General features: G+C 74.1%; 13 protein-coding genes. 9 read left to right on the plus strand and 4 right to left on the minus strand.

Annotated features, from left to right (window positions below):
- Positions 1–47: 47 nt before the first annotated feature.
- Complete coding sequence (locus A6A06_RS28730; protein ID WP_073764939.1) at positions 48–1,007, minus strand: carbon-nitrogen hydrolase; 960 nt, start codon at positions 1,005–1,007, stop codon at positions 48–50.
- Positions 1,008–1,231: 224 nt separating this feature from the next.
- Between A6A06_RS28730 and A6A06_RS28735 the strand changes: the two genes are divergently transcribed.
- Positions 1,232–2,233 carry a LacI family DNA-binding transcriptional regulator gene (locus A6A06_RS28735; protein ID WP_073765904.1) on the plus strand — a complete coding sequence of 334 codons (1,002 nt, stop codon included), beginning with the start codon at positions 1,232–1,234 and terminating at the stop codon, positions 2,231–2,233.
- A gap of 83 nt (positions 2,234–2,316) precedes the next feature.
- Here A6A06_RS28735 and A6A06_RS28740 read toward each other — a convergent pair whose 3' ends face one another.
- Complete coding sequence (locus A6A06_RS28740; protein ID WP_073764941.1) at positions 2,317–2,955, minus strand: HD domain-containing protein; 639 nt, start codon at positions 2,953–2,955, stop codon at positions 2,317–2,319.
- Between the two features lie 151 nt (positions 2,956–3,106).
- Between A6A06_RS28740 and A6A06_RS28745 the strand changes: the two genes are divergently transcribed.
- A complete protein-coding gene (locus A6A06_RS28745; RefSeq protein ID WP_443333797.1) occupies positions 3,107–4,096 on the plus strand; it encodes a GlxA family transcriptional regulator in 990 nt (329 codons plus the stop codon).
- Between the two features lie 77 nt (positions 4,097–4,173).
- Here A6A06_RS28745 and A6A06_RS28750 read toward each other — a convergent pair whose 3' ends face one another.
- Positions 4,174–4,761, minus strand: coding sequence for a TetR/AcrR family transcriptional regulator (locus A6A06_RS28750; protein ID WP_073764943.1), 588 nt, complete (start codon positions 4,759–4,761; stop codon positions 4,174–4,176).
- A 168-nt stretch (positions 4,762–4,929) separates the two neighbouring features.
- On the opposite strand from A6A06_RS28750, the gene A6A06_RS28755 reads away from it, so the two are divergent.
- The 3 genes from A6A06_RS28755 to A6A06_RS28765 all read left to right on the plus strand — a co-directional run bounded on the left by A6A06_RS28755 (position 4,930) and on the right by A6A06_RS28765 (position 8,826).
- Positions 4,930–5,577 (plus strand): peroxiredoxin-like family protein, encoded by a 648-nt coding sequence (locus tag A6A06_RS28755; protein ID WP_073764945.1) that lies wholly within the window; start codon positions 4,930–4,932, stop codon positions 5,575–5,577.
- Between the two features lie 99 nt (positions 5,578–5,676).
- The gene (locus A6A06_RS28760; protein WP_073764947.1) at positions 5,677–6,441 is read left to right on the plus strand and encodes a methyltransferase domain-containing protein; all 765 of its coding nucleotides are present in this window, start codon (positions 5,677–5,679) and stop codon (positions 6,439–6,441) included.
- Between the two features lie 276 nt (positions 6,442–6,717).
- On the plus strand, positions 6,718–8,826 hold the full coding sequence (locus A6A06_RS28765; protein WP_073765906.1) for a TerD family protein: 2,109 nt from the start codon (positions 6,718–6,720) through the stop codon (positions 8,824–8,826).
- An 81-nt stretch (positions 8,827–8,907) separates the two neighbouring features.
- Here A6A06_RS28765 and A6A06_RS28770 read toward each other — a convergent pair whose 3' ends face one another.
- Entirely contained in the window at positions 8,908–9,219 is a 312-nt protein-coding gene (locus tag A6A06_RS28770; RefSeq protein WP_073764948.1) for a hypothetical protein, read from the minus strand.
- Positions 9,220–9,771: 552 nt separating this feature from the next.
- Between A6A06_RS28770 and A6A06_RS28775 the strand changes: the two genes are divergently transcribed.
- The 4 genes from A6A06_RS28775 (at position 9,772) to A6A06_RS28790 (ending at position 14,935) form a co-directional block, all read left to right on the plus strand.
- The gene (locus A6A06_RS28775; protein WP_199931241.1) at positions 9,772–11,085 is read left to right on the plus strand and encodes a GNAT family N-acetyltransferase; all 1,314 of its coding nucleotides are present in this window, start codon (positions 9,772–9,774) and stop codon (positions 11,083–11,085) included.
- Between the two features lie 96 nt (positions 11,086–11,181).
- The gene (locus A6A06_RS28780) at positions 11,182–12,417 is read left to right on the plus strand and encodes a DegT/DnrJ/EryC1/StrS family aminotransferase (protein WP_073764950.1); all 1,236 of its coding nucleotides are present in this window, start codon (positions 11,182–11,184) and stop codon (positions 12,415–12,417) included.
- A gap of 62 nt (positions 12,418–12,479) precedes the next feature.
- Positions 12,480–13,490 (plus strand): glycosyltransferase family 2 protein, encoded by a 1,011-nt coding sequence (locus tag A6A06_RS28785; protein WP_073764952.1) that lies wholly within the window; start codon positions 12,480–12,482, stop codon positions 13,488–13,490.
- Positions 13,466–14,935 (plus strand): NAD(P)/FAD-dependent oxidoreductase, encoded by a 1,470-nt coding sequence (locus A6A06_RS28790; protein WP_199931242.1) that lies wholly within the window; start codon positions 13,466–13,468, stop codon positions 14,933–14,935. The genes A6A06_RS28785 and A6A06_RS28790 overlap by 25 nt, the downstream gene beginning before the upstream one ends.
- The last annotated feature ends 77 nt before the right edge of the window (positions 14,936–15,012 follow it).

The following is a 15,012-nucleotide window of genomic DNA, read 5'->3' on the forward strand; positions in this document are numbered from 1 at the left end:
TTCGGGCTCCGCCCTGCGGACCATGCGGAGCCCTGGCCCGGTTCTCGTCAGTCCGTCACCGTGAGCGGCCCGTACGCGTCCGGGCGGCGCGTCCTGAGGAACGGGAACAGTTCGAGCCAGTCGCGGCGGGCGTCCAGGTCGAGGTCGGCCACCAGGACGGCCGGTTCGTCGCGGGGAGCCTGGGCGAGGACGCGGCCGTACGGGTCGACGATGAAGGAGCTGCCGTAGAAGGTCAGCGGGCCTTCGGTGCCGGTGCGGTTCGGGACGATCATGAAGGTGGCGTTGGCGACGGCGTTGCCGGTGATCACCTTCTGCCACAGCGGCTGGGTGTCGAAGCCGGGGTGGCCGGGCTCGGAGCCGATGGCGGTCGGGTAGACCAGGGCGTCGGCACCGGCCAGCGAGTAGGCGCGGGCCAGTTCCGGGAACCACTGGTCCCAGCAGGTGGGCAGGCCGAAGACGGCGTTCTCGACGGCGACGGTGGGGAAGGCGTCGGGGCCGGCCGGGCCGGGGCGGAACCAGTGGTCCTCGTAGTAGCCCTCGGACACGGGGATGTGCGTCTTGCGCGTGCGGGCGGCGAGGGTGCCGTCCGGGGCGACCAGGACGGCGGTGTTGTAGCCGAGGCCGTCGGGAGTCGCCGTGCCGTCGGGGCCGGGGGCCGCGTCCGCCTTCTCGTACAGCGAGGCGTGCACGTACACGCCGTACGCGCGGGCGGCCTCGGCGGCGAAGGTGACGGTGGGGCCGGTCCGCAGATCCTCCGGTTCGTCGGGGTCGGGGTGGTCGGCCTTGCGGACCACCGCGAAGTACGGGGAAAGGGTCAGTTCCTGGAGGCAGACGACGCGGGCGCCTTCCGCCGCGGCCAGGCGGATGCCCTCCTCCAGGGCGGCCCGGTGCTCGGCGGGGTCGCGGTGCCAGCGCTGCTGGACGAGGGCGACGCGCAGCGGGGTGCGCCCGGCCGGGCGGGTGCGGGCCGGTGAGGCGGGCGGAGTGAGGGCCGTGATCACACGCATGGGGGCTCCCGGGGACGCGGAGGGGGAGGGCGGGCAGGCCGCGCGGGGGTGTGGGCAGTGGCGCGGCGCAGCGGGCGGAGAAACGTGCCGGAACGTTCCGGCACCGGGCAATGTACGGGGCGCCGGAACGTTCCGGCAAGGGGTGGCCGCACTCCGGACGGCATCCGGACGGCGCTCCGGGCACGGCGTTCGGCGAGATCGGCGTACGTCTAGACTTTCGCCCCGTGACCAGCCGCCGCACCGTGACCCTGCTCGACGTCGCGCATGCCGCCGGGGTCTCCAAGAGCACCGTCTCCGACGCGCTCCAGGGCTCCGGCCGGGTGGCGGAGGACACCCGGCGCCGGGTCCGCGACACCGCCGACCGGCTGGGCTACCGGCCCAACAGCGCCGCACAGCGGCTGCGCCGCGCCAGCACCGGGGCGATCGGCCTGCACCTGCCGCGCACCGCGACCCGGCTGGACTACTACATGACCCTCGCCTTCGGGGTGGTGAACCGCGCCCAGGAGGACGGCCTGGACGTGGTGCTGCTGGCCCCGGACGGCGGGACCGCCGGGCGGCTCGCCTCACGCGTGGACGGCCTGCTCGTGATCGACCCCGAAGCCGCCGACACCGCCGTGCCGGGCCTGCTCGACGCGGGTGTGCCCGTCGTCACCGGCGAGCGTTACCCCGGCCCGGCGTCCACCCCCGCCGGTGCCGTGGTCTGCGACAACGCCGCCTCGCTGACCGCGCTGCTGGACCATGTGCGGGACTCCGGCGCCCGGCGCCCCGCGCTGCTCGCGCCCGCCGGGACCTCCGCGTGGGCCACCACGCTGCGCGAGGCGGCGGACGCCTGGGGCCGTACGCACGGGCAGGAAGTCGCCGTGCGGACCGTGCCGTTCGCCGCCACCCCCGACGAGGCCGCACAGGCCACCGTCGGCCTGCTGACGGCCGAACCCGCCGTCGACGCGGTCGTCTGCGCGCCCGACGGAGCCGCCGCCGGTGTACTGAGGGCCGCCGCCGGACTCGGACGCACGGCCGGGCGGGACCTGCTCGTCGCCTCCTGCGTGGACGGCCCGGCCCTGCGCGCCTGCGCGCCGCCCGTGACCGCGATCGACCTGCGCCCGGACGCGTACGGTCGGGCCTGCGCCGCCCTGCTCAGCGACATCCTGGCCGGTCGCACCGGGCCGGGCACCGTCCGCCGTCACGACTGGTCGCTGCGGGTACGGGCGTCGAGCGGCGCGGAGTAGCCTTCCGGGCGCGGCCCCGGCCCGGACCGGCCGCCTGCCGTGGCCGCTCGGCCACAGGTGACCGGGCGCCTCGCACCCCACAGTCACTCCGGCCAGTCGGAGCCCTGGATCACCTCCACGAAGTCGCCGCGCTCGAAGCCGGGGACGAAGTGGGCGAGGACGTCGGCCTTGACGTTGCCGAAGGTGGTTGCGGGACGGTCCTTGATGCCGTCGGTGAACGCGGCCAGGATGCGGTTCTTGAAGTCGGGCCGGGGGTGCGCAGCGACCACGGCGGCTCGCTGCTCGTCGGAGACGGCGTCGTAACCGATGCCCAGGACGTCCAGTTCCACGCCCCGGGTGACCAGGGCCACCTCGGGTGCCATGTGCAGCGGGATCTCCGGTGTGGTGTGCAGGGCGATGGCCGTCCAGACCCGGTCGGCCGGTTCGCCGGTGATGCCGTGCCGGTGCAGGAAGCCGCGGGCCTCGTCGGCGCCGTCGATCTCGAAGCGCTGGTCCGTGCGGCGGAACCGTCCGGTCAGGCCGAGGTCGTGGAACATCGCCCCCACGTAGAGCAGTTCCGGGTCGAATTCCAGCTTCTGTTCCCGTCCGCGCAGCGCCCCGAACACGAACACCCGGCGGGAGTGGTCGAACAGCAGCGGCGACGCGGCGTCGCGTACCAGCTCCGTCGCTTCCCGTGCCAGGGCGCTGTCCGGGATCCGCACATCGGCGATCACCTCGCTCACGATGGCCTCCTTCGTCTCTCGGTCGATCGGCGCTTCCACTCTCGCCCGGCGGCGCACCCGGCGCCATGGCCATACGGACAGGAGGCCCACACATCCGGACACGTGCCGCTGCGGTCCCAGGGGGCCCGCACGGGAGGTGCACACTGACCGCATGTCCAGCATGTCCTCCCCAGCGCCCCGCCGCGTCGCCTTCCTCGTCTTCGACGGCGTGCGGGCGCTCGATGTCAGCGGCCCGTGCGAGGTGTTCCACCAGGCGGAGCAGTTCGGCTGTCCCTACGAACTGGTGCTGGTCTCCGCCCGCGGCGGCACGGTGACGACGTCCGCGGGCCTGGCACTGGCCGGGACCGTCGCCGCGGCCGATGCCGGTCCCGTCGACACCGTCGTGATCGCCGGGGCCGACCGGCTCGCCGGACTGTCGCCCGACGGCGACGCCGAGCTGCTGGCGGCGGCGGAGGTCCTGGCCGGGCCCGCGGCGCGGGTCGCCTCGGTCTGCAGCGGCGCCTTCGTCCTGGCCGCGCTCGGACTGCTGGACGGCCGCCGCGCCACCACGCACTGGCGGCACGCCGGGGCTCTCGCCCGGAAGTTCCCGCTCGTCCGCGTCGAACCGGACGCCCTCCACGTCCGCGACGGGCGTTACCTCACCTCCGCGGGCATCAGCGCGGGCATCGACCTCGCCCTGGCCCTCGTCGAGGAGGACCACAGCAGCGACCTGGCCCGGCGGGTCGCCCGCGAACTGGTCGTCTTCATGCAACGTCCGGGCGGCCAGTCGCAGTTCTCCGCGGCACTGGACGCGCCGCCCCCGCGGAACGGCGCGCTGCGGACCGTCACCGCCGCGGTGGTCTCCGATCCGGCCGCCGAGCACACCCTGCCCGCCATGGCGGCGGCCGCCGCCGTCAGCACCCGGCACCTCACCCGGCTCTTCCGCAGCGAACTGCACACCACACCGGCCCGCTGGGTGGAACGCGTCCGCCTCGACCACGCCCAGCGGCTCCTCCTGGACGGGCACGGCATCACCTCGGCGGCGCGCCACAGCGGCTTCGGCAGCGACGAGACCCTGCGGCGCGCCTTCGCCCGCCACCTGGGGACGACGCCGACCGACTACCGGCGGCGCTTCACGACGACGCGCGGCCGTACGCCGTGAGGGCCGCCGGGCCGGCCGGTGCCCCGGCCCTGCGCCCCCGCCCCGCGCACAGGACGCATGGGGCTGCGGCGTGTCCGCTACCTCGCGTACGGGGCGAGCGCGGCCGTCACGGTCGCCTCCAGGGCGGCGGGGTCGGCCCCCGTACGGGAGCGCAGGTTGACCCCGTACGCGAGCAGGGCGAGCAGTTCGGCACCGGCGTCCGGGTCCGTGCCCGGGGTGAGCTGTCCGCGCGCGGCGGCGGTACGGAGGACCGTGCGCAGGGCGCCGACCAGCAACGCGTGGTGGTCCTCCAGCAGTTGACGCACGTCCGGATCGGCGCTGGACGGGCCGGTGTGCGCGTTGGCGACGAGGCAGCCCCAGCGGGCGTACGGGCCGTCGCAGCGCAGGCGGATCAGCTCGGTGAAGAATCCGGTGACGGCGGGCAGGCCGCGCGGGTCCTCCGCCAGCCGCGCGAAGGCGGGCCGGGACCACTGTTCGACGTACCGGCGCAGGGCGGCGAGGTAGAGGTCCTGTTTGCCGCCGAAGGTGGCGTACAGGCTGGAGCGGCTGACCCCGGTCCGGTCGACCACGTCCTGGATTCCGGTGGCGGCGACGCCCCGCTCCCAGAACAGCCGGACCACGGCTTCCAGCGCCGCGTCCGGGTCGAAGTGCTTGATGTCCGGCATCCTCCGGGGCCCGCCGCCTTCCTTCGCGCGATCTCGCACCTTCTTGCATCAGCCGTTCCAAGATAACCCCGCCCACCCCTTGGCAACGGCTCCCGCGACGCCGTAACTTGAAACGACCGTTCCAAGTTCTACGCACCCGCACGCCTCCCAGGTCAGGTGGACGAACCCATGAGCCTCGACGCCGAGTTGCACGCCTTCTTCACGTCCCGCTACCCGGACATCCCGGCCCCCGCACGGGCGGTCATGGAACGCGCCGGACGCGAACTGGCCGAGTCCGGACAGGCCGACGCGGCCCCCGGCCCCGGCACCCGGGCCCCCGATTTCACCCTGCCCGCCGCCGACGGGCAGAAGGTGACCCTGAGCGCCCTCCTGGCCGAAGGCCCGGTCGTGCTCACCTTCTACCGCGGCGCGTGGTGCCCGTACTGCAACCTCGCGCTGCGCGCCCTCCAGGAGCACCACGCCGCCATCACCGGGCGCGGCGCCCGCCTGGTGGCCGTATCGCCGCAGGTCCCCGACGAGTCCCTGACCCTCGCCGAGAAGCACGGCCTCGCCTTCGACGTGCTCAGCGACGTGGGCTCCACCGTCGCCGAGCGGTACGGCATCGCCTTCGATCTGCCCGCGGACCTGGCCGCCGTCTACGACTCCTTCGGCTTCGAGATGCAGCGCGTCAACGGCGGGCACCCGCGCACCCTGCCGCTCCCCGCCACCTTCGTCATCGACCGCGCCGGGACGGTCCGCTGGGCCTTCGCCGATCCCGACTACGTCAAGCGCGCCGAACCGGCGGCCATCCTGGCCGCCCTCGACACCCTCCCCTGACCCGCCAGCCCCCCACCCCGGACAAACCATCCCATCATCCCCCGCATAAATCGATATATTAGGTGGCATACCGCAACCCCCACCTGAGACGATCCCCGGATGACCACGCGCACCTTCGACGACCTGGTGGCCGAGGCGGAATCCGTATCCGTCGACGGCTGGGACTTCTCCTGGCTGGACGGCCGGGCCACCGAGCAGCGCCCCTCCTGGGGATACCAGCGCCGCCTGGGCGAGCGGCTCGCGCGCGCCCGTGCCGCGCTGGACATCCAGACCGGCGGAGGTGAAGTCCTGGCGGGCGCCGGGCCGTTGCCGCCCGTCATGGCGGCCACCGAATCCTGGCCGCCGAACGTCGCGAAGGCGACCGCGCTGCTGCACCCGCTCGGCGCGGTCGTCGTCGCCGACCCGGACGAGCCGCCGCTGCCCTTCGCCGACGGCGCCTTCGACCTGGTCTCCAGCCGCCACCCCGCCACCGTCTGGTGGCCGGAGATCGCCCGCGTCCTGGGCCCCGGCGGCACGTACTTCGCCCAGCACGTCGGCCCGGCCAGCGTCTTCGAGCTGGTCGAGTACTTCCTCGGCCCGCAGCCCGAGGAGGTACGGCGCCGGCGCCACCCCGACGACGAGAGCCGGGACGCCGTGGCCGCCGGTCTGGAGATCGCCGGCCTGCGCGCCGAGTCCCTCCGTACCGAGTTCCACGACATCGGCGCGGTGATCTACTTCCTGCGCAAGGTGATCTGGATGGTCCCGGGCTTCACGGTGGACCGCTACCGCGACCGGCTGCGGGAACTGGACGCGAAGATGCGGGCGGAGGGCCCGTTCGTCGCCCACTCCACCCGGTTCCTCATCGAGGCCCGCAAGCCCGGCTGACGAAGGGCGTCGTCCCGCAAGCCCGGCTGACGAAGGCCGGTGCCCGCGCACCCCGCGTACGGGCCGTGGCGCGGGCGCCGACCTCCGCAAGTTGCGCGGCGTCCGGAAGATCCGGACATCCTGCGACCCCCGCGCCTCCCGAAACGCCTGATACGGGTCTAATATTCGCGGCGTACACACTGAGTTGTGCTGCATCGCAGGTCACCACACAGCAGCCTGCCGGGTGTGCCCGTGCCCCTGGATGCGGCGGCATTTGTGGGGGGCTCCATGCACGAGATGGTCAAGGGTGGCAACGTCGGACTCGCGTCCCTGAGTGAGGACACCGGTTCACTGATGGTGAGCCTGGGGTGGAGCAGCGCGTCGGGCGACGGCGACGCGGACGTCTCCGTTCTGCTGCTGGACGCCGGCGGCAAGGTGCGCAGCGACGCGGACTTCTACTTCTACAACAATCCGGCCGCCGCCGACGGCAGCGTGCAGCTGCTGGGCAAGACCCCGACGGCCAACGGCAGCGAGGACCGCGTCAGCCTCGACCTGACCGCCGTGCCCGACGAGGTCGAGCGCCTGGTGGTGGCGGCCAGCCAGTACGGGACGGGCCGCTTCGGGCAGCTGGACGACCTGCGGGTGACGGTCGCCGACCGTACGGGCGAGGCGCTGCTGGGCTTCTCCATCGCCGACGCCGGGGAGGAGAGCGCCTTCATCTTCGGTGAGCTGTACCGGCGGGCCGGGGAGTGGAAGTTCCGCGCGGTCGGGCAGGGCTACGAGACCGGGCTGGCGGGTCTGGCCACGGACTTCGGCATATCCGTCGACGAGGAGGAGGACCCGGCGCCCGCGGACGAGGAGGAGCCGGAGGAGACCGAGGCCCAGCCCGCGGACGGGGCCGCGACTGCGACTGCGACTGCGGCGGGGACGCCGGAGACGGCGGTGGATGCCGGTCCGGTGGTGATCCCCGCGCCGTCGGCCGCGGCGCCGGTGGCCGTGCCCGCGCAGCCGTCCGGGCCCGACCCGGTTCCCGCGCGGCAGCCCCGCGGGCCGCGGACCGCGAAGAAGAAGATCACCCTGCCCAAGGTGGCGAAGAAGTCCCTCGCCGAGAACGACAACTGGCGGCAGGCCCGGCTGTTCCCCGCGCCCACGCTCAAGAGCGACCGGGAGCGCGAGATGCGCGCGACGTCGGTACTGCTGGCGGTGATGGCGCAGGTCCCGGAGTTCGGCCGGCGGCTCACCGCGGGCTTCGGCGCCCCGGCCGGCCGGATGCAGACGTTCACCGAGGTCACCCTGCCGAACGGGGACACGCCCCGGCGCCCGGACGGGGTGATCCGGGTCGAGCGGGCGGGCAAACTGTGGACCGCCCTGGTCGAGACGAAGACCAACGGCAATTCCCTGAAGTCCGAGCAGGTCCAGGACTACATGGACATCGCCGCCCGGCGCGGATACGAGACGGTGATCACGCTCTCCAACGACGTGGCCCTGGAGGGCAGTCCGCTGGTCGAGGTGAAGACCGACGGCCGGCGCAAGCACAAGGTGTCGCTGTGGCACCTGTCCTGGGCCGAGGTGGCGCACCAGGCGCAGCTGCTGATCCGCCACGAGGGCGTGGGCAACGCGGCGCACGCCTGGCTGCTCCAGGAGCTGCTGCACTACCTGCACCACGAGAACTCCGGCTGCCACGGGTTCCAGAACATGGGGCCGGCCTGGGTGCCGGTCCGCAACGGCATCGAGACGGAGACGCTCTGCCAGGGCGACGAACGTGCCGTGGCCGTCGTCGAGAGCTGGGAGCGGCTCATCCGCCAGGTGTGCCTGCGGCTGGGCGGTGAACTGGGCCAGAAGGTGCTGCCCGTGCAGCGCGCCAAGCGCGGCACCGACCAGGCCAGCCGTCGCGCCGAACTCGCCGACCGGCTCTGCGAGGAGGGCCGTCTGACCGCCGAACTGCGCATCGACACGACGCCCGGCATCCTGGCCATCACCGCGGATCTGCGGACCGGGAAGCTGCGTACGTCCATCGAGGTCCCGGCGCCCGAGCAGGGCTACCCCCTCAGCTGGGCCAAGCGCCTGGTGCGGCAGCTCGCGGAAGCACCGGCCGACCTGCATGTGGAGACTCTGGTGGAGGGCAACCGCGGCCCGCGCGGCACGCTGGAGCGGCTGCGCCCGGAGCCGGGCGACCTGCTGCCCAAGGACGGGGTGCCCATCGCCGGGTTCCGGCTGTCCCTGTTCAAGAGCATGGGCAGCACCCGCGGCAACGCCGAGTCCGGGTTCATCCGCAGCGTCGACGAGGCCGTGGACCGGTTCTACGCGAGTGTCGTCGCCCACCTCACGCAGTCCGGCGGTCCGGAGCGGCGGCCCGCGCGGCGCGCGGCGGCAGCCGGGACGGCCGAAGCCGCCGTCGCGGGCTGACCCGACGGCGCTCCGGAATTCAGCTACCCCTCACCGGCCTTCGCGGGGTTTCCGCGAAGGCCGGCGGGTGGGGACCCGTGGTCACACCTCGGCTGCTATCCAGGCGATGTGCCAGCCGTTCTTGGCGGCATATTCCGGGTCGATGGGCTGGCGGTCGACGCGGCGGACGTAGATGCGGAAACCGGTGGGGGTCGCGGCGTAGACCGTGTTTCCTCCGGTGGTCATCCACATGCGGTCGTCGCCAGTGAGGGCCGCGATATAGGCGGGGGTGTCGCTGAAACCGCCCGCGCTGGTGTCGACGTCGATGTAAACGCCGTCGCCATTGCGATCGGGGTAGTTCTGCCAGCCTTCGCCGGGGGCGGTCCTGCCGGAAAGGAACTTGCCGTTCTGCATTGCTTGCTCCTGTCGCGTCCTCGTAGGAATGCGGACCGGCGATCCACTGATCGGCGGCCAGTGCAGTTTGTGCCCGGATGTTCGCCACTAGCAAGGCCGTTCGACAGAGTTGGCCAGATGTGGGGAGTGCGCGCCACGCCCCGGGCCGGTGGCCGGAATGGAGGGTTGACCGGGGGGCGGGGCGGGCGTAGCCGGGGGGCCCGGCAACGGGCTTCATGATTCTTTTTCGGGAGGGTTGACAGCCTCCTGCCGCCTCACAAACCTAGGACGCAGCCATTTCCGGCGGCCCCGGCACGATCGACGCATGAGGATTACGCGATCCGGGCCTCGCGATCAGGATCTCTCCGGTTCCGCGGCGTACCCCGCCGCACCGGAGCAGCTGATACGGCCTCTGCGTCGAACGCCGACGTTGTTTCCGCGTCGCGCTCGACGCATCTCTTCCCGGTACGAGGCCGATGACGGGCTTTGGAGAGGGTTGTGGGAACGCCGAAGGATTCCAGGACAGGTGCGGCGGACGACGGTACGGGGATGGATTCGGGAGGTTGTGCGGGGATGGCTGCCGGGGCGGGTGCCGAGGTGATGTCCCCGGTGGCGGCGCCCGCGGGGGCGGGCGGTGGCCGGGCCGCGGGGTACACATTCCGTACCGCCGCCGAATGGGCGGAATTCGGCGCGGTGCTCGACCTCGCGTACGGCGGCCATCCGCACTCCCCCGCCCACAGCGCCGTGGTCGGCGCGGTCTTCGAGCCCAAGCGCTCGCTCGTCGCGTGTTACGGCGGACGCCCGTGCGCCACCCTCGCCGGTTACGCGCTGGAGATGACGCTGCCGGGCGGCCCCTCCCCGGTGGCCGGTATCGGTTACGTGGCGGTCGCGCCGCCGCACCGCCGCCGCGGCCTGATGCGGGAACTGCTCCGGCGGGCCCTGACCGCGCTGCACGAGGAGCGGGCCGAGCCGGTCGCGGTGCTGCACTCGACCGAGCCGGGGATCTACGGGCGGTTCGGGTTCGGGTCGGCTTCCCGGGCGGTCGAGGTGTCCGTGCCGACCGAGGCGCGGGCGTTCGCCGGGGAGGTGGACACCGCCGGGCTGACGCTGGATGTCGTCTCGCCCGAGGAGGCCCGCGCCGCCGTCGCCGACGTCTACTGTGCCTGCCTGTCCCAGCGACCCGGCCTGTTCCGCAGGGACGACGCCTGGCAGCGCCGCGCCGTCGAGGACGAGCCGGAGAGCCGGCACGGCGCGGGGCGACTGCTGTGCATGGTGGTGTCGGGCCCCGGCGGAGAGCCGCGCGGGTACGCGCTGTACCGGCTGCGGCCCGCCTGGCAGCGTTCCCGGCCGCGCTATGCCCTGTCCGTACGGGAGGTGTTCGCGCTCGACCCGGCCGCGTACGCCTTCATCTGGCGGTCGCTGCTGGACACCGACCTGGCCGGGGCCGTCAGCGCGGCGGCCCGCCCGGTCGACGACCCGCTGCTGGCGCTGCTCGACGACCCGCGCAGTGCCGCTCCGACCGTGCGCGACCAGCTCTACGCCCGTGCCGTCGACCTGGACCGGGCCCTCACCGCCCGTACGTACAGCGCGCCGGTGGACGTGGTGCTGGAGGTGCGGGACGCCATGTGCCCGTGGAATGAGGGGCGTTGGCAGCTGACCGCGGAAGCGGACGGCGGCAGCCACGGCGCCGCCGCGTGTACGCGGACGGGCGCGGCGGCCGACCTCGCCCTGACCGCCCGCGAGGTCGGCGCGGTCCTGCTCGGCGGCGGCTCGCTGGTCCAGCTCGCGCACGCGGGCCGGGTCGCGGAGCTGCGGCCCGGCGCGCTGCGCGCCGCCTCCGCCGCCTTCCGCCACGATCCGGCGCCGTTCTGTCCGATGGCGTTCTGACCGGCACCGTTCTGCCCGATGGCCTTCTGACCGGCGGCTTTCCGACCGCCGGCCGCCGCACCGTCCACCGTTCTTCGAAGCGTCCAAGGAGCCCCCATGCCCGGACCCGGCTATGCCTTCTTCGGTGACGAGGAGCGCGACAACGTCCAGCAGGTGCTGGACGTCTGGTCGCGTACGACCGCCGCGCACTCCTACCCGCTGGGTGACCTGACGCAGACCCGGCTGTTCGAGCAGGCCGCGGCGCACCGCCTGGGCAGCCCGTACTGCCTGTCCGTCAACAGCGGCACGTCCGCCCTCCAGGCGGCCCTCGCCGCGCTCGGCATCGGGCCCGGCGACGAGGTCATCGTGCCCGGCTACATGTACGGCGCGTGCATCGCCGCCATCGTCTACAGCGGCGCGACCCCGGTGCTCGCCGAGGTGGACGCCTCGCTCACCCTCGACCCCGGCGACGTACGGCAGCGCATCACGCCGCGCACCAAGGCGCTGATGCCGGTGCACATGCTCGGCGCGGCCTGCGACGTGGCCGCGCTGCGGACGATCGCGGACGAGTACGGGCTGCTGCTGCTGGAGGACGCCGCGCAGGCGTGCGGCGGTACGTACCGGGGGCAGGCGCTGGGCACGTTCGGGCAGGCGGGGGCCTTCTCCCTCAACATGTTCAAGGTGATCACCGGCGGGGACGGCGGGTTCCTGCTCACGGCCGACGAGCGCGTCTTCCAGCGGGCGTACGGCTTCCACGACCACGGCTGGTTCCCGTACCGGCGCGAGGAAGGCCCCGGCGACCGGCTGTGGGGCCTGAACCTGCGGATGACGGAGCTGACGGCGGCCGTGGCGCGCGCCCAGCTCGCCCGCCTGGACGCCGTGCTGGCGCGCACCCGGGCGCTGCGGGACGACCTGCTGGAGCAGATTCCCGTACGGGACGGGCTGGTCCGCCGCCCCCTGCACGACGCGGCGGGCGACTGCGCGACCGTCCTGATCCACGTCTTCGACGAGCGGGCCGACGCCGAGGCCGTCGCGAAGCGGCTCGGCACCAAAACCCTGCTGCACTCCCCCAAGCACTACTACGGCGGGCTGCCCGAACTGCCCGCGCTGGCCGCCCCGGACGGCTCCTCCTGCCCCTCCCGCCCGGCCGCCGAGGCCTGGCGCCGGGACGGCTGGCGGGCCGGCGCGCTGCCCCGCACCGACGACGTGCTGGGCCGGTCGCTGGCGCTGACCGTGGGGCTGTCCGACACCTACCTCGGCGCCGACTTCGGGGTGAGCGTCTTCAGCGGTACGGACGAGGTCGCCGAGGTCGCGGAGCGGTTCCGGGAAACCGTCGGCGAAGTGCTCGGCTGACCGTCTCGCCGAAGCCCGGCCCGGCGCCCCCTCCCTGACCACCCACCGACCTAAGGACCGTCATGCCCGCGACCCGAACACCCGCGCACCTCACCGCCGTGGCCGCCCGGCCCCTGGTCAGCGTCGTGGTGCCGTGCTTCGACGAGGCGGCCGTCATCGGGGAGACGCACCGCCGCCTCAGCGCCGTACTGCGCGGCCTGCCGGAGTGCGAGCACGAGATCGTGTACGTGGACGACGGCAGCCGGGACGCGACCTGGGACCGGCTCACCGTGCTCGCCGCGGCCGACGCGCGGGTCCGGCTGGTGCGGCTGACCCGCAACTTCGGGCACCAGCCGGCCGTCCTGGCCGGTCTGCGCGAGGCGGCGGGCGACGCCGTGGTGACCATCGACGCGGACCTCCAGGACCCGCCCGGCCTCATCGCCGACATGGTCGAACGCTGGCGCGCGGGCTGGCCGGTGGTCTCCGCCCGGCGCACCGGACGGCAGGGCGAGAGCCGCTTCAAGACCGGCACCGCGCACGTCTTCTACCGGCTGCTGGCCGCGGTCGCCGACCACCCGGTGAACCTCGACACCGGCGACTTCCGGCTGCTGGACCGCGAGGTCGTCCGCACCCTCACGCTCCTCCCGGAGAGCGAGCTGTACCTGCGCGGCTCGGTGTGCTGGGCGGGCTTCCCCGAGACGAGCCTGGAGTACGGGCGGCTGCCGCGCCCGGCGGGCCGGACGAAGTACACACTGCGCAAGATGGCGGGACTGTCCCGGCGCGGCCTGCTCGCCTGCTCCTCGGCACCGGCCCGGGTGCCCGCCGCCGTCGGCCTGGCCTGGCTCGGCGGTACGGCCGTGACCTCGGCCGCGCTGCGCCGCCCGCTGCCGCTGGCCGCGTGGACCTTCGGCTGCGAGGCGGTGCTGCTCGGCGTGCTCGGCGAATACCTGCTGCTGGTCCACCGGGAGGTGCGCGGCAGGCCGCCGTACGTGGTCCGCCAGCGGTGGGCGGCCGGGGTCCCGGCACCGGCGGAGCTGACGGCCGCCGGGCTGGCCGGGCCCCGGGAGGCGTGGACCGCCGGGAGCTCCTGGTGACGGCGGCGAACGGCGGGCGGGAGGCACGCGGCGGGTCCCCGGGCGCGCAGTGGGACGTCATCGTCGTCGGCGCCGGGTTCACCGGCCTGGGCGCCGCGCACGAACTGGGCCGGGCCGGGCTGCGCTGCCTGGTCCTGGAGGCGGACGACCACGTCGGGGGCCTCGCGGGCACGTTCACCGTCGGCGGGCGGCAGCTGGAACGCTTCTACCACCACTGGTTCGCCTCCGACACGGACATCTTCCGGCTCTGCGCCCGCCTCGGCCGCGCCGACCTCGTCCAGCGCCACCCCGGCCGCACCGGCTTCTACTACGCGGGCGGCATCCACCGCCTCTCCTCCCCCCTCGACGTGCTGCGCTTCGCGCCGCTGCCGCCGGCCGACCGGCTGCGCCTGGGCCGGTCCGTGCTGCGCGCCGGCCGGGTGCGGCACTGGCGCGGGCTGGAGGCGCTGACCGCCGAGGAATGGCTGGTCGGGCTGGGCGGGCGGCGGGTGTACGACCGGGTGTGGCGGCCGCTGCTGGAGGGCAAGTTCGGCCCGTACGCGCCGGAGGTCGGCGCCACCTGGATGTGGACGAAGCTGCACCTGCGGGGCGGCAGCCGCAGCCGGTCGGGCCGCGAGGTGCTCCACTACCTGCGCGGGGGCTGCGGCGCCCTGCTGGACGCCTGGCTGCCCCGGCTGGCCGGGCTGGGGGTACGGATACGGACCGGCAGCCCGGTGGCGGAGGTGCTGACCGGCCCGGAGGGCGTGCGCGGCGTCCGGTGCGGCGGCGAGGTGATCGGCGCGCCGCGTGTGCTGGTGACCTGCGCGACCGGCCCCGCCGCGGCGCTGCTCGCCCGGTCCGCGCACCCCGCCGTCCCGGCCCTGCGCCGCCGGCTCACGGCGATCCCGTACCTGGCCAACCTGTGCCTGGTGCTGGAGAACGACCGGCCCCTGTCCGACACGTACTGGCTGAACGTCACCGACCCGCACTTCCCGTACGTCGGCGTCATCGAGCACACCAACCTCGACGCGCCGGAGCACTACGGCGGGCGGCACCTGGTCTACCTCTCCGCGTACCTCCCCGCGGACGCCGCGCTCTACCGGATGAGCGACCCGGAGGTCTACCGCCACAGCCTCCCGCACCTGCGGCGGATGTTCCCGGCGTTCCGCGAGGAGTGGGTGCGCGCCCACCATGTCTGGCGCGCCCCGTACGCGCAGCCGGTCATCACCCGGCACTACTCGCGGACCGTGCCCGGCGTCGAGAACGCCGTACCCGGCCTCTACCTGGCCGGAATGGCCCAGGTCTTCCCCGAGGACCGGGGCACCAACTACGCGCTGCGGGGCGGGCAGCGCGCCGGGCGGCTGATCGCCGACCGCATCCGTACGGCGGAGCGCCGCACGGGCGGCACCGCCCCTGCCCCTGACCATCCCCATGCCACCCATCGGACCGGAGCGGACCATGACTGACCCGCGCAGCCACCAGGACCACCGGGAGCAGCGGCCCCGGCAGGACCGGCGGTTCCTGTTCACCGCGGACGACTGCG

It is taken from the genome of Streptomyces sp. CB02923 (assembly GCF_001905005.1).
Lineage (GTDB): Bacteria > Actinomycetota > Actinomycetes > Streptomycetales > Streptomycetaceae > Streptomyces.

Coding starts and splice junctions, on each gene's coding strand:
- A6A06_RS28730 (WP_073764939.1), bottom strand. CDS start 1,007: ATGCGTGTGATCACGGCCCTCACTCCGCCCGCCTCACCGGCCCGCACC.
- A6A06_RS28745 (WP_443333797.1), top strand. CDS start 3,107: ATGTCCAGCATGTCCTCCCCAGCGCCCCGCCGCGTCGCCTTCCTCGTC.
- A6A06_RS28750 (WP_073764943.1), bottom strand. CDS start 4,761: ATGCCGGACATCAAGCACTTCGACCCGGACGCGGCGCTGGAAGCCGTG.
- A6A06_RS28755 (WP_073764945.1), top strand. CDS start 4,930: ATGAGCCTCGACGCCGAGTTGCACGCCTTCTTCACGTCCCGCTACCCG.
- A6A06_RS28760 (WP_073764947.1), top strand. CDS start 5,677: ATGACCACGCGCACCTTCGACGACCTGGTGGCCGAGGCGGAATCCGTA.
- A6A06_RS28765 (WP_073765906.1), top strand. CDS start 6,718: ATGGTCAAGGGTGGCAACGTCGGACTCGCGTCCCTGAGTGAGGACACC.
- A6A06_RS28770 (WP_073764948.1), bottom strand. CDS start 9,219: ATGCAGAACGGCAAGTTCCTTTCCGGCAGGACCGCCCCCGGCGAAGGC.
- A6A06_RS28775 (WP_199931241.1), top strand. CDS start 9,772: ATGGCTGCCGGGGCGGGTGCCGAGGTGATGTCCCCGGTGGCGGCGCCC.
- A6A06_RS28780 (WP_073764950.1), top strand. CDS start 11,182: ATGCCCGGACCCGGCTATGCCTTCTTCGGTGACGAGGAGCGCGACAAC.
- A6A06_RS28785 (WP_073764952.1), top strand. CDS start 12,480: ATGCCCGCGACCCGAACACCCGCGCACCTCACCGCCGTGGCCGCCCGG.